Origin of the sequence: Streptomyces sp. NPDC050085 (genome assembly GCF_044460595.1) — a bacterium.
Classification (GTDB): domain Bacteria; phylum Actinomycetota; class Actinomycetes; order Streptomycetales; family Streptomycetaceae; genus Streptomyces.
Genome location: NZ_JBITJZ010000011.1, coordinates 133,037 through 147,108, shown reverse-complemented (window position 1 = coordinate 147,108; position 14,072 = coordinate 133,037). Strand labels below are relative to the sequence as shown.

The 14,072-nt window shown below is 69.7% G+C and carries 12 protein-coding genes; 11 read left to right on the top strand and 1 reads right to left on the bottom strand.

The window, feature by feature from the left end:
• The first annotated feature begins 25 nt into the window (after window positions 1–25).
• The 11 genes from ACIBUY_RS32415 to adhE all read left to right on the top strand — a co-directional run bounded on the left by ACIBUY_RS32415 (window position 26) and on the right by adhE (window position 12,870).
• Window positions 26–913 (top strand): amino acid ABC transporter permease, encoded by an 888-nt coding sequence (locus ACIBUY_RS32415; RefSeq protein WP_399154502.1) that lies wholly within the window; start codon window positions 26–28, stop codon window positions 911–913.
• The gene (locus ACIBUY_RS32410) at window positions 910–1,692 is read left to right on the top strand and encodes an amino acid ABC transporter ATP-binding protein (protein ID WP_365567074.1); all 783 of its coding nucleotides are present in this window, start codon (window positions 910–912) and stop codon (window positions 1,690–1,692) included. Before ACIBUY_RS32415 ends, ACIBUY_RS32410 begins: the two co-directional genes overlap by 4 nt.
• Before the next feature lie 62 nt (window positions 1,693–1,754).
• Window positions 1,755–2,729, top strand: a complete 975-nt coding sequence (locus ACIBUY_RS32405; protein WP_365567075.1) for an ABC transporter substrate-binding protein — start codon at window positions 1,755–1,757, stop codon at window positions 2,727–2,729.
• Between the two features lie 73 nt (window positions 2,730–2,802).
• Entirely contained in the window at window positions 2,803–3,882 is a 1,080-nt protein-coding gene (locus tag ACIBUY_RS32400) for an LLM class flavin-dependent oxidoreductase (RefSeq protein ID WP_365567076.1), read from the top strand.
• Window positions 3,879–5,204 (top strand): LLM class flavin-dependent oxidoreductase, encoded by a 1,326-nt coding sequence (locus ACIBUY_RS32395; protein WP_365567077.1) that lies wholly within the window; start codon window positions 3,879–3,881, stop codon window positions 5,202–5,204. Before ACIBUY_RS32400 ends, ACIBUY_RS32395 begins: the two co-directional genes overlap by 4 nt.
• Entirely contained in the window at window positions 5,201–5,941 is a 741-nt protein-coding gene (locus ACIBUY_RS32390) for a DUF1684 domain-containing protein (protein WP_399154501.1), read from the top strand. Before ACIBUY_RS32395 ends, ACIBUY_RS32390 begins: the two co-directional genes overlap by 4 nt.
• A 264-nt stretch (window positions 5,942–6,205) precedes the next feature.
• On the top strand, window positions 6,206–7,111 hold the full coding sequence (locus ACIBUY_RS32385) for a S1 family peptidase (RefSeq protein ID WP_399154500.1): 906 nt from the start codon (window positions 6,206–6,208) through the stop codon (window positions 7,109–7,111).
• Window positions 7,112–7,215: 104 nt separating this feature from the next.
• Complete coding sequence (locus ACIBUY_RS32380; protein ID WP_399154499.1) at window positions 7,216–7,686, top strand: hypothetical protein; 471 nt, start codon at window positions 7,216–7,218, stop codon at window positions 7,684–7,686.
• 105 nt (window positions 7,687–7,791) lie between these two features.
• On the top strand, window positions 7,792–8,667 hold the full coding sequence (locus ACIBUY_RS32375; protein ID WP_365567081.1) for a slipin family protein: 876 nt from the start codon (window positions 7,792–7,794) through the stop codon (window positions 8,665–8,667).
• Window positions 8,668–8,898: 231 nt separating this feature from the next.
• Window positions 8,899–9,981, top strand: a complete 1,083-nt coding sequence (locus ACIBUY_RS32370) for a S1 family peptidase (RefSeq protein WP_399154498.1) — start codon at window positions 8,899–8,901, stop codon at window positions 9,979–9,981.
• Window positions 9,982–10,257: 276 nt separating this feature from the next.
• Entirely contained in the window at window positions 10,258–12,870 is a 2,613-nt protein-coding gene (adhE, locus tag ACIBUY_RS32365; protein ID WP_399154537.1) for a bifunctional acetaldehyde-CoA/alcohol dehydrogenase, read from the top strand.
• A 17-nt stretch (window positions 12,871–12,887) separates the two neighbouring features.
• On the opposite strand, the gene ACIBUY_RS32360 is transcribed toward adhE, so the two are convergent.
• The gene (locus ACIBUY_RS32360) at window positions 12,888–14,072 is read right to left on the bottom strand and encodes an AAA family ATPase (RefSeq protein ID WP_399154497.1); all 1,185 of its coding nucleotides are present in this window, start codon (window positions 14,070–14,072) and stop codon (window positions 12,888–12,890) included.

The following is a 14,072-nucleotide window of genomic DNA, read 5'->3' as shown; positions in this document are numbered from 1 at the left end:
CACGACCACTTTCCGAGGTACCCCCATGTCTCTGACCAGCGATCCACCCCTCAGCAAGGCCGTCGCGGCGCCACCGGGCGACGACTACGCCCACCTGAAGGTCGTCCCCGTACGCCACCCCTGGCGCTGGGCCGCCATCGCCGCGACCGCCGTGCTCCTCGCCCAGTTCGTGCACGGACTTGCCACCAACTCCGGTTGGGAATGGCGGGTGTTCGGCGAGTTCTTCACCGCAGACGTCATCCTCAAGGCCGTCTGGACGACCCTCCAGCTCACCTTCTACGGCACCGCCATCGGCTTCGCGCTCGGCATCGTCATCGCCTTCATGCGGCTGTCGCAGAGCCGGTTCCTGCGCACGGTGGCGTTCGGCTACATCTGGGCGTTCCGGTCGATCCCGCTGATCGTGCAGCTGCTGTTCTGGTTCAACCTGGCCTACCTGTACAAGGAGATTCAGTTCGGCATCCCCTTCGGGCCCGGCTTCTTCTCCTTCGACACGATGGGGCTCGTCGGCGCGATGAGCGCCGCCGTCCTCGGCCTCGCCCTGCACCAGGCCGCGTACGCCGCCGAGATCGTCCGCGGCGGTGTACTCGCCGTCGACAGCGGCCAGTTGGAGGCCGCGGCCGCCCTCGGCATCCCGCGCCTGCGGCAGATCCGCCGCATCGTGCTGCCGCAGGCCATGCGCTCGATCCTGCCGAACGCGGCCAACGAGGTCATCTCCCTCTTCAAGGGCACCTCGATCGTCTCCGTCATGGCGATCGGCGAACTCTTCTACCAGGTGCAGGTCATCTACGGCCGCAACGGCCGCGTGGTGCCTCTCCTCATGGTCGCCACCGCCTGGTACATCCTCCTGACCAGCGCGCTCTCCGTACTCCAGCACTACGTGGAGCGCCACTTCGCGAAAGGCACCACCCGATGAGCGCCCCCTCCGTCACGGCCCCCGCCATGGTCGACATCAAGGCCGTCCACAAGAGCTTCGGATCGCTGGAAGTGCTGCGCGGCATCGACCTCGAAGTGCAGGCCGGCGAGGTCACCGTCGTGCTCGGCCCGTCCGGCTCCGGCAAGTCCACGCTCCTGCGCACCATCAACCACCTGGAGAAGGTCGACAGCGGCTGGATCAGCGTCGACGGCGCACTCGTCGGCTACCGCAGGTCCGGGGACAAGCTGTACGAGCTGCGCGAACGCGACGTCCTCAAACAGCGCACGCACATCGGCTTCGTCTTCCAGAACTTCAACCTCTTCCCGCACCTGACCGTCCTCGACAACGTCATCGAGGCGCCCGTCGCCGCCCTCAAGCGGCCGCGGGCCCAAGCCGCCGAAGCGGCACGGGCGTTGCTCGACCGGGTCGGGCTCGCCGACAAGGCCGACGCCTACCCCAAGCAGCTCTCCGGCGGACAGCAGCAGCGCGTCGCGATCGCCCGCGCCCTCGCCCTGGAGCCGAAGCTGCTCCTGTTCGACGAGCCGACGTCCGCGCTCGACCCGGAGCTGGTCGGTGAAGTCCTCGACGTCATCAAGGACTTGGCGCACCAGGGCACCACGATGATCGTCGTCACGCACGAGATCGGCTTCGCCCGCGAGGTCGCCGACACCGTCGTCTTCATGGACGAGGGCCGCATCGTCGAGCAGGGCGCCCCCGGCGACGTACTGGACGCGCCGCGCGAGGAGCGCACCAAGGCGTTCCTGTCGAAGGTCCTCTGACCCCCATCGAAGGTCCGCCGACCCCAACCCCCTTACCGGTCAAGCCATTGAGGAGTACGTCCATGCTCTCCCGCCGCACCTTTGCCGCCTCCTTCGCCGCGCTCGCCGCCGCCCCCCTGCTCGCCGCCTGCGGAGGCGACAGCGACGCCGCCACGACCACGAACAGCGGCGGCGGCACGAAGAAGGTCGGGAACATCAACATCGGCCCCGACCAGAACCGCATCCGCGGCAAGAAGGTCGACAAGATCGCCGCCCTGCTGCCCGAAGCCGTCCGCGAGCGCGGCACGCTCCGGCTCGGCGGCAGCGCCGACGCCTCGCCACCGCTCGGCTTCTTCGCCACCGACGACAAGACGCGGATCGGCTCCGAACTCGACATCGCCACCCTCGTCGCCGACACCCTCGGCCTCAAGATCGAGCAGGAGCTGGTGAGTTGGGAGAACCTGTTCGTCGGTCTCGACAGCGGAAAGTTCGACGCCGTCTTCTCGAACGTGACGGTCACCGAGGAGCGCAAGGAGAAGTACGACTTCGCCACCTACCGCCTCGACAACATCGCCTTCGAGGCGAAGAAGGGCACGAGCTGGCGGGTCAAGGAGCCCAAGGACGTCGCGGGCAGGACCATCGCGGTCTCCTCCGGCACCAACCAGGAGAAGATCCTCGTCGACTGGAGCAAGCGCAACGAGAAGGCCGGCCTGAAGCCGACGGACATCAAGTACTTCCAGAAGGACACGGACTACTACCTGGCCCTGCAATCCGGCCGCATCGACGCGTACCTGGGCCCGAGCCCGGCCTCCGTCTACCACGTGGCGTCCGCCGGACAGTCGCAGATCATCGGCACGATCTCCGGGGGCGGGGACGAGATCCAGGGGGAGATCGCCGCGACCACGAAGAAGGGGAGCGGGCTCGTCGACGCGTATGCCGCTGCCCTGAACCACGTGATCGAGGACGGGTCCTACGGGCGGGTGCTGAAGCGCTGGGGACTGTCCAGTGAGGCGGTGGCCACGTCCGAGGTCAACCCCAAGGGCCTGCCGAAGACGTAGGCGGCGGGCGTCCCCATGTCCCGCCCGTCGTCATCTCCCGCCCGTCGTCCCCCTGTCGAAAGGTTCCCCCGTCATGACCACCCGACCGAGCCGCGGCCTGCTCCACCTCGCCGCCGCCGTCGACCTCACCAACGCCTATGAGGCCGAGCCCCATCTCCACCTCGTCCGGCTCGCCGAACACGGGGCGCTGGACTTCGTCACGCTGCACGACACCTTCGCCGCGCCCGGCCTCGACAGCCTCTCCGTGCTCTCCCGGATCGCCCCGCGGACGAGCCGGATCGGCCTCGTGCCGACCGTCACCACCACCCACACCGAGCCGTTCCACGTCCAGGCCGCCGTCGCCACCCTCGACTGGGTCAGCCGCGGCCGGGCCGGCTGGCGCCCCGACGTCTCCCTGACCGACGACGAGGCCCGCCTGTTCGGGCGCAGGGACGCCGCCGCGCCCGCCGACCTGTGGCACGAGGCCGGTGAAGTCGCCGACGTGGCACGGCAGTTGTGGGACAGCTGGGAGGACGACGCCGAGCTCAGGGACGTCGCCACCGGCCGCTTCCTCGACCGGGAGAAGCTGCACTACGTCGACTTCGAGGGGCGTACGTTCTCCGTGCGCGGCCCCTCCATCGTGCCGCGCCCGCCGCAGGGCAACCCCGTCGTCGTGGTCGACGCCACGCAGCCGTACGCGTACGACGTCGCCGCACGCCATGCCGACGTCGCCCTGATCGGGGTCGCGGACTCCGCCCAACTCGCGGACGTGCGGGCCGGGTTGCGCCGCCGGGCCGCCGAGCACGGCCGGGACCCCGACGAGCTGCGGGTCCTCGCCGCCCTGCGGATCGACCTCGGCGACGGCGAGCGCGCCGCCCGTCCCGGCCACGGCGGCGGACCCCTGCCCACCGAGGACGGGCCGCTGTACCGCGGCGGGCCCGTCGACCTCGCCGAGCTCATCACCGACTGGCACGCCTCGGGCGCCGTCGACGGCTTCCACCTGACGCCGCTCGACCCGCGCCGCGACCTCGAGCGCCTGGTCAACGGAACCGTGCCGCTGCTGCAGCACCGCGCCCTGTTCCGCACGTTCTACCCGGGCAGCACGCTCAGGGAGCACCTGGGGCTCGCCCGGCCCGTCAACCGATACGCAGCCCTCGCGGGGGACCCGTCATGACATCGATCAGCCCAACAAGCCCTGCCCGCAAGCAGATTCATCTTGCCGCGCACTTCCCGGGCGTCAACAACACCACCGTCTGGGCGGACCCCCGGTCCAGGTCCCAGATCGACTTCTCCTCCTTCGAGCACCTCGCCCGCACCGCCGAACGCGGCCTGTTCGACTTCTTCTTCCTCGCGGAGGGGCTGCGGCTGCGCGAGCACAAGGGGCGCATCCACGACCTGGACGTCGTCGGGCGGCCCGAGTCGATCACCGTCCTGAACGCGCTCGCCGCCGTCACCGACCGGCTCGGTCTCGCCGCCACCGTCAACGCCACCTTCAACGAGCCGTACGAGATCGCCCGCCGCTTCGCCTCCCTGGACCACCTCAGCGGAGGCCGGGCGGCCTGGAACGTGGTGACCTCCTCCGACGCGTTCACCGGCGAGAACTTCCGCCGCGGCGGCTATCTCGACCGCGCAGACCGGTACACGCGCGCGGCCGAATTCGTCGAGGTGGCAAGGGAGTTGTGGGACGCGGGCACCGAGCGGCCGTTCCGCCACGACGGCCAGCACTTCACCGTCGAGGGACGCTTCACCGTGCCGCGCCCGCCGCAGGGCCACCCCGTCGTCATCCAGGCGGGGGACTCCAGCGAGGGCCGCGAATTCGCCGCGTCCGCCGCCGACGTCATCTTCACCCGGCACGGCACCCTGGAGGCCGGACGCGTCTTCTACGCCGACGTGAAGGCCCGGCTCGCCGCGTACGGCAGGGAACCCGACGACCTCAAGATCATGCCGGGCGTCACCTTCGTGCTCGGCGACACCGCGGCCGAGGCGCAGGAGAACGCGGCCGAGATCCGCCGGCAGCAGGTCTCCCCGCAGAACGCGATCCTCGCGCTCGAACAGATCTGGGGCGTCGACCTGTCCTCGTACGACCCGGACGGGCCGCTGCCCGACATCGACCCGGTCGTCGGGACCGGCCTGTCCCAGGGGCGCACCCACCGCGGAGACGTCTTCGACGTGGCCGAGAAGTGGCGGGAACTGTCGCGCGCCAAGGGCCTGTCCATCCGGCAGACCGTGATCGAGACGACGAGCCGGCAGTCGTTCATCGGGACGCCCGAGTCGGTCGCCGCCGAGCTCGACGCCTTCGTCCAGGGCGGCGCCGCCGACGGATTCATCCTCGTACCGCACCTGACGCCCGGCGGCCTCGACGAGTTCGTCGACAAGGTCGTCCCGCTGCTGCAGGAACGCGGCGCCTTCCGCACGGAATACGAGGGCTCCACTCTGCGCTCGCACCTGGGACTGCGCACCCCCGCACCGCTCCGCGAAAGGACCCCCACGGCATGACCGACGCCGCAGACCTCCACAAGCAGTGGCACGAGGAGCGGATCGCCGCCGTCTCCGCCCCGCAGGGACCTCTTGCTCTCGTCGGCACCCACTGGCTCGCCGATCATCCGGAAGGCCGACTTCCGGCCATCCCGGGTCAGTGGCGCGAGGGCGGCGACGCCCTCGTGCACACCCTCGACGGGCAGGAGACCCGGCTCGGCGCCGACGCCTCCGTGCCCCTCGGCGAGCGGCGGCTCGTCGTCATCGTGCGCGAGGGCCTGTGGGCCGTACGGGACTTCGACCCGGCCGCGCCCACCCGCACCGCCTTCACCGGCATCGACCTCACCCCGTACGACGCGCGCTGGTCGGTCGAGGGCCGCTTCACCGCGTACGACACCGCGCGCGAGATCCGCGTCGAGACCGCCGACGGAATCGAGCGCGGCCTCGGCCTCGCCGGGGAGCTGACCTTCACGCTCGACGGGCAGGAGCACACCCTGAAGGTGACGCGGTTCGCGGACGGGCGGCTGTGGGCCGTGTTCGCCGACGCCACCAGCGGGAGCGGCACCTTCCGGTTCCGTTTTCTGTACGCGCAGGCCCCCGACGCCGACGGCCGCACGACCGTCGACCTCAACCGCGCGGTGCTGCCCAACTGCGCCTTCGCCGACCACTTCATCTGCCCCTTCCCGCCCCCGGGCAACACCCTTCCCGTGGCGATCGAGGCGGGGGAGCGGAACCTGACGGCGCCGGTGGCCGTCTGACCGGACGAGCGAGACCGGGCATCAGCCCCGACGGCGTACGAAACGTACGAGGAAGCCGTCGGGGCATGCGGTCGTGTATGCGGAGATCTGGCGGAAGTCCGAAAGGCGCTCTTGTGCCGAGCAGTTGACTCCCCGAATACTCCCTCGCAGCGCTTGTCAGGAGCACGGCGTGACCGGAATCCGGGCCCTCGCCGTCCTGCTGGCTGCGCCTCACGGGCCCCGACCCCACGCGGGCCCCCGACTTCCCTACGGGAGGAACGACAAGTGAGGATCAAGCGCACCACCCCCCGCAGTGGCATAGCGAGACGGACCAGGCTGATCGCCGCGGGTTCCGGTTTCCTTGCCGCGGCCGCGTTCGCCGTACCCTCCGCCCATGCGGCCGAGGCCCAGACGTTCAGCGCCGCCCAGCTCACGCAGACCAGCGACGCGGTGCGCAGCGCCGATGTCGCCGGTACCGCATGGGCCGTCGATGCCAAGACGGGCAAGGTCCTCGTCACCGTCGACAGCACCGTCTCGCAGGCGGAGATCAACAAGATCAAGGCGCAGGCCGGCCACAACGCGGGAGCGCTCAAGATCGAGCGCACGGCCGGCACCTTCACCAAGTACATCGCGGGCGGCGACGCCATCTACGGCGGGCAGTACCGCTGCTCGCTCGGCTTCAACGTCCAGGACAGCAGCGGCGCCTACTACTTCCTGACCGCGGGCCACTGCGGCGAGGTCGCCTCGACCTGGTACTCGAACTCCGGGCACACCACCACGCTCGGCACGAACACCAGGTACAGCTTCCCGACCAACGACTACGCGATCGTGAAGTACTCCAACACCTCGATCGCCAAGTCCGGCACCGCGGGCAACACGGACATCAAGAGCGCCGGCACGCCCAGCGTCGGCACCACGGTCACCCGTGACGGCTCCACCACCGGCATCCACAGCGGCCGGGTCACCGCCCTGAACGCCACCGTCAACTACGGCGGCGGTGACGTCGTCTACGGCATGATCCAGACCACCGTGTGCGCCGAGGGCGGCGACTCCGGCGGCCCGCTCTACTCCACCAGCGGCATCGCCTACGGCCTCACCTCCGGCGGCAGCGGCAACTGCAGCTCCGGCGGCACGACCTTCTTCCAGCCGGTCACCGAGGCGCTCAGCGTGTACGGGGTGCACGTCTTCTGACCCCCGAGCCCGTCTCGTCCGTACGTCCTTGAACCGCAGCCAGCAGCGGGAGCCCCCGTCCAGCCGATTCGGCCGGGCGGGGGCTCGTCGCGGAGGAGGGTGTGGTGAACGAGGGCGACCGGTTCGCGCAACGCCGGTTGCGCCGCAACCTGTTGCTGTTCACCGCCCCCATCGCGCTGGTGGCCCTGCTCGTGCTCGTCCTGCTGCCGGTGCCCCGCGTGTGGCAGGCCGGGATGTTCAACGGGGGACAGCAGCACGCGGTCGTGGAGCAGGTCGCGTACGCGCTGGTCCCGCGCGGCGGGACCCAGGGGAACTGGTGCGACCACCACGGCATCCTGGCGGAGCTGGCCGGGAGAGGGCTCAGGCACGGCACGGACTTCCTGCTCGTCCAGTTGGGGCGGGGGCACTCGGTGGCCGGACGGCCGGTGGGCAGCGGGGAGTACGCGCCCGCCGTCGTCGACGCGATGGACGCCCTGCTGGTACGGGTGCGGGTCGTGGACGCCGCCGGGGACAGCCACGAGCGGATCATGGACCACCTGCACGGGGCGCGGCTCGAGCGCCCGGCAGGGCCGTGAATCCGGTCCGTGAACTCCCTTTGCGCCCCTTGCGGGGTTACCGTCGAAGCACGCGCCTGAACTACGCGCCTGTTGCGCCCACTTCGGACCCTGGGGGGCCGTGAGATGGTCGAGGAACTGGTGGCCGCGGGAGTCTCCGTCGTCTGCGTCGGAGGGGTCTACGCGATGTCGGCGGCCCGGGTCGTCAAACAGTACGAGCGCGGGGTGGTGTTCCGGCTCGGCAGGCTCAAGTCGTCCGTGCGCGGGCCCGGGTTCACGATGATCGTCCCGTTCGTGGACAAGCTCCGCAAGGTCAACATGCAGATCGTGACGATGCCGGTGCCCGCGCAGGACGGCATCACGCGGGACAACGTCACGGTGCGGGTGGACGCCGTCATCTACTTCAAGGTCGTCGACGCGGCCGAGGCCGTGGTGCAGGTCGAGGACTACCGGTTCGCCGTCTCGCAGATGGCGCAGACGTCGCTGCGGTCCATCATCGGCAAGAGCGACCTCGACGATCTGCTCTCCAACCGCGAAAAGCTCAACCAGGGGCTCGAGTTGATGATCGACAGCCCGGCCATCGGCTGGGGCGTGCAGATCGACCGGGTCGAGATCAAGGACGTGTCGCTGCCGGAGACCATGAAGCGCTCGATGTCGCGGCAGGCCGAGGCGGAGCGCGAGCGGCGCGCCCGGATCATCAACGCGGACGCGGAACTGCAGGCGTCGAAGAAGCTCGCGGAGGCGGCGGAGCAGATGTCCGACCAGCCCGCGGCGCTCCAACTGCGGCTGCTGCAGACCGTGGTGGCCGTCGCCGCCGAGAAGAACTCGACGCTCGTGCTTCCTTTCCCTGTCGAGCTGTTGAGGTTCCTGGAGCGGGCGACACCGGGGGATGCGGGGCGCGCCGCGCAGGCAGCGGTGCACCAGTTGACGGAGCTGGCCGAGGAGCACAAGCCGGATACCGCCGGCACCGATGCCACGGCAGTGAAATCCGGACAGGACTAGTCCTCACCCTCTGCCCCACACCAGCCGCACGGAGTGTTTGCGAAGGGGATCGACGTGCGACGCGGCCCCGGCGCACAAGTGGTGAAGGGAGCGCGAGCGTTGACGTACGCGCGTCCTGAAGTCGACCTTGTGTGCCCCCTGTGACGCTCGGGATAGTGGGCGCGTCAGCCTCGGGAAACAGGTCCACCCCCACGTCGGGCCCGTTCCCAACCCCCCACAGGAGGACAAGAGTTGAAGCACCGACGCATACCCAAGCGGCGCGTCGCCGTGGCCGGAGCGGGAATCGCCGCCCTGGTCACCGCGGGCATCACCTTCCAGACTGCGAACGCCAGCACCGAGACACCGGACCCGGCACCCCGGACGCTCTCCGTCGCCACGGCCGGAAATCTCGCCTCGACCCTGCACAAGGACCTCGGCGCGGACGCGGCGGGCAGCTACTACGACGCGGCGGCGAAGCACCTCGTCGTGAACGTCCTGAGCGAGGACGCCGCGAAGACGGTCGAGGCGGCCGGGGCCCGGGCCAGAATCGTGGCGAACTCCCTCGCCGCGCTCAAGAGCGCCCGCACCACCCTGAAGTCCGACGCCACGATCCCCGGCACCTCCTGGGCCACCGACCCCGCGACGAACAAGGTGGTCGTCACCGCCGACCGCACGGTCAAGGGCGCCGCGTGGATCAAGCTCAGCAAGGTCGTCGAGGGGCTCGGCGGCAAGGCCGAACTCAAGCGCAGTCAGGGTGAGTTCAAGCCCCTGATCGCGGGCGGCGACGCCATCACCGGCAGCGGCGGCCGCTGCTCCCTCGGGTTCAACGTGGTCAAGGGCGGCCAGCCGTACTTCATCACGGCGGGTCACTGCACCGAGGCGATCTCCACCTGGTCCGACTCCAGCGGCCAGGAGATCGGCACGAACGAACAGTCCAGCTTCCCGGACAACGACTTCGGCCTGGTGAAGTACACCGCCGACGTCCCGCACCCCAGCGAGGTCGACCTCTACAACGGCTCGGCGCAGGCGATCACCAAGGCCGGTGACGCGACCGTCGGCATGAAGGTCACGCGCTCCGGCTCCACCACCCAGGTCCACGACGGCACGGTGACCGGCCTGGACGCCACCGTGAACTACGGCAACGGCGACATCGTCAACGGCCTCATCCAGACCGACGTGTGCGCCGAGCCCGGCGACAGCGGCGGCTCCCTCTTCTCCGGCGACACGGCGATCGGCCTCACCTCGGGCGGCAGCGGCGACTGCAGCTCCGGCGGGGAGACGTTCTTCCAGCCCGTGACCGAGGCGCTGTCCACGTTCGGCGCGGAAATCGGCTGACCCCGGGTTCGAGGGCACCCCGCAGCCGCGGGGTGCCCTTTTTCCAGAAATTCTTGTGAAAGTTTTCACAAGCTCGCAAGGGGCTTTGGGCCTTGAGTGATGCGGCAGGTCAGGTGGCACTTGAGGCGCTCTCGGATGATCTTCGCGGGACTTTGTACCTCCCGGCCGAGGCCTTTTTCGGCCCTATCGGCAGAGCGTAAAGGTGTGGAATTGAGGCATCAGCGAAAAGGTCGTGAAGAAGGAGATCCTGCCGTGGCTGTCGTGGAAACCGAAGGCATGGTCGAGGGACAGGTCAATGAACTGGTCGACGGCGCACTGAAGGCGCTGGCCCGGTTCGAGTCGTACGACCAGGAACAGGTCGACCACATCGTCAAGAAGGCGTCGCTCGCGGCGCTCGCCCACCACGGCGACCTGGCGAAGGCCGCCGTCGAGGAGACCGGGCGCGGCCTCTTCGAGGACAAGGCGGTCAAGAACCTCTTCGCGTGCGAGCACGTCGTCAACTCGATGCGCGGACTGAAGACGGCCGGTGTCGTCGCCCGCGACGAGATCAACGGCATCACCGAGATCGCCGAGCCGGTCGGCGTCGTCTGCGCGATGACCCCCGTCACCAACCCCACCTCGACGACCATCTTCAAGGCGCTGATCGCCCTGAAGACCCGCAACCCGATCGTCTTCGCCTTCCACCCGAGCGCCCAGCAGTGCTCCGCCGAGGCCGCCCGCATCGTGCGCGACGCCGCGATCGAGGCCGGTGCCCCCGAGGGCTGTGTGCAGTGGATCGAGCAGCCGTCGATGGAGGCCACCGGCCTCCTCATGAACCACCCGGGCGTCTCCACCATCCTCGCGACCGGCGGCAACGCCATGGTCAAGGCCGCCTACTCCTGCGGCAAGCCCGCCCTCGGCGTCGGCGCCGGCAACGTCCCCGCGTACGTCGCGAAGGACGCCAAGCTGGGCCGCGCCGTGCACGACATCGTGCTCTCCAAGGCCTTCGACAACGGCATGATCTGCGCCTCCGAGCAGGCCGTGATCTTCGACCAGGAGATCTACGAGGCCGGTGTCGCCGAGCTCAAGCGCCTGAAGGCACACGTGCTCACTGCCGCCGAGAAGACCAAGATCGAGGAGTTCGTCTTCGGCACCACCGCCTTCGGCAACGACTGCGCGGGGGCCAAGCTGAACGCCGCCGTCGTCGGCAGGTCGCCGGTGTGGATCGCCGAACGGGCCGGCTTCGAGGTCCCGGACGACACGTCGATCCTCGTCGCCGAGTGCGCGGAGGTGGGCGTGGGCGAGCCGCTCACCCGCGAGAAGCTCTCCCCGATCCTGGCCGCCCTGAAGGCCCGCGACACCGGGCACGGGCTCGAACTGGCCGCGCAGATGGTCGAGTTCAACGGACTCGGTCACTCGGCCGCCATCCACACCGAATCCGCCGAGCTCGCCGAGGAGTTCGGCAAGCGCGTCAAGGCGATCCGCGTCATCGTCAACTCGCCCTCCACCTTCGGCGGCATCGGCGACGTCTACAACGCCTTCCTCCCCTCGCTGACCCTCGGCTGCGGCAGTTACGGCCACAACTCGGTCTCCAACAACGTCTCGGCGGTCAACCTCCTCAACATCAAGCGGATCGGGCGGCGCAACACCAACATGCAGTGGTACAAGATCCCGCCGAAGATCTACTTCGAGCGCAACGCCATCAAGTACCTCGGCGAGATGGACGGCGTCAGCCGCGTCACCCTCGTCACGGACAAGACCATGGGTGCCATCGGCTTCGTCCAGAAGGTCACCGACATCCTCAACTCCCGCCCCGAGCCGGTCACGTTGCAGGTCATCGACAACGTCGAGCCCAACCCGGAGCTCGCCACCGTGCAGGCGGGCGCCGCGGCCATGCGGGACTTCGGCCCCGACACGATCGTCGCGCTCGGCGGCGGCTCGCCGATGGACGCCGCGAAGATCATGTGGCTGATGTACGAGCACCCCGAGATCGAGTTCGCGGACACCAAGGAGAAGTTCTTCGACATCCGCAAGAGGGCCTACAAGTTCCCGCAGTTGGGGCAGAAGGCGAAGCTCGTCGCCGTCCCGACCACGTCGGGCACCGGCTCCGAGGTCACCCCGTTCGCGGTCATCTCCGACCCGGCCGCCGCACAGAAGTACCCCCTCGCCGACTACGCGCTCACCCCGAACGTCGCGATCGTCGACCCGATGCTCCCGATGAACCTGCCGGCCACCGTCACCGCCGACTCCGGCTTCGACGCGCTGACCCACGCCACCGAGGCGTACGTCTCCGTCTACGCGAACGACTTCACCGACGGCCAGTGCCTCCAGGCCATCAAGCTCATCTTCGAGAACCTGGAAGCGTGCGTGAAGGAGGGCGCCAAGAATCCCGAGGCGCGCGAGAAGATGCACAACGCGTCGACCATCGCGGGCATGGCCTTCGCCAACGCCTTCCTCGGCCTGGTCCACGCCATGGCGCACACCCTCGGCAACACCTTCCACGTCGCCCACGGCCGCACCAACGCACTGCTCCTGCCGCACGTCATCCGGCACAACGGCACCGTCTCGTACAAGGCCACCCCGTGGCCCAAGGCCGAGACCTACCGCGCCCCGGAGCGGCTCCAGGAGATCGCCAAGATGCTCGGCCTGCCGGCCGCGACCCCGGAAGAGGGCGTGGAGTCGTACGCCAAGGCCGTCGAGGAGCTGCGCGACCGCTGTGGCATCCCGGCCTCCTTCCAGGCGGAGGGCGTCGAGGAGCAGGCCTTCATCGAGGCCCTGCCGCAGCAGGCCATGAACGCCTACGCCGACCAGTGCGCGCCCGCCAACCCGCGGATGCCGATGATCGACGACATGAAGCAGCTGATGCGGCAGGCGTACTACGGGAACACGGAGGGCACCCCCGCCACCTAGGGCTCAGCGCGCTCGGGCTATCGCTTGGGCCAGTACCACAGCGGTTCGTCCAGTGGACCCTCGCGCCCCGCCACCGTCGTCTCACCGAACTCCTTGACCAGTTCAACGGAGTTGAGGTCGATGCGGTGGCGGGGCGCTTCGCGTGCCAGGGTGTCCGCGAGCGGGCGGGCGTGCGTGACCACGATGATCTGGGTGTCGCGCGTCGCCGTCAGGATCAGCCGCGCGAGCGGGGCCAGCAGATCGGGGTGCAGGCTGGTCTCGGGCTCGTTGAGGACCATCAGGGTCGGCGGCCGCGGCGTGAGCAGTGCGGCCGCCCACAGCAGATAGCGCAGGGTGCCGTCGGAGAGTTCGGCGGCGCCCAGCGGACGGAGCAACCCGTGCTGGCGCAGGGCGAGTTCGAAGCGTCCACCGTGACTGACGACGTCGATCCTGCTGCCCGGGAACGCGGCGTCCACGGCGGCGTCGAGCGCCCCGTGGTCCCCGGTCTCGCGGATGGTCTGCAGGGCCGCGGGCAGGTCCGAGCCGTCGGCGCTGAGCACCGGGGTACGGGTGCCGATCTGTGCGGCGCGGGCCGGGGCCTGAGCGTCGGTGCGCACGTGGTCGTAGAACCGCCAGGAGCGGATCAGCTCGCGCAACTGGAGCAGATCCGGGGCGAGTTGGGGGTCCGCGAACTCGCTGAGCATGCTGTCGTACGGGCGGATGTCCTGGGAGCGGTGCCAGCCGCCGGACGCCGTACGGGTGCGGACCGCCGGGCCCGCGCGGTCCGAGAGCAGGGCCGCCGGGCGCAGTACAGGGCCCGCCCAGGTCGCCTCGCGCTTGATCTCGGGGTCGAGGCCGAACAGGGAGTCCGGGTAGTCGGGCGGGGGATGCCCGAAGTCGACCGCGTAGCCGAACTCGTCCCCGGCGAAACCGAGTTGGAGCCCGACCGGCGCGTTGCGCACCGTCCCCTGGATCGGGTGGACGCCCTCGCGCATGGCCCGGCTGATCTTCTCGGGGCCCGCCCACAGCACCGAGGAGAGGCCGCCCTCCCGGGCGAGCGCGGCGACGGCGCCGCCCCGGGCCGTGTCCGCGAGCAGCCGCAGCGCCCGGTACAGACTGGACTTGCCGGTGCCGTTCGCGCCGGTGATCACGTTCAGCCGGTCGAGAGGGACGATCAGGCGCCGCAGGGAGCGGTAGTTCTCGACGGCGAGAGTGGTGATCAT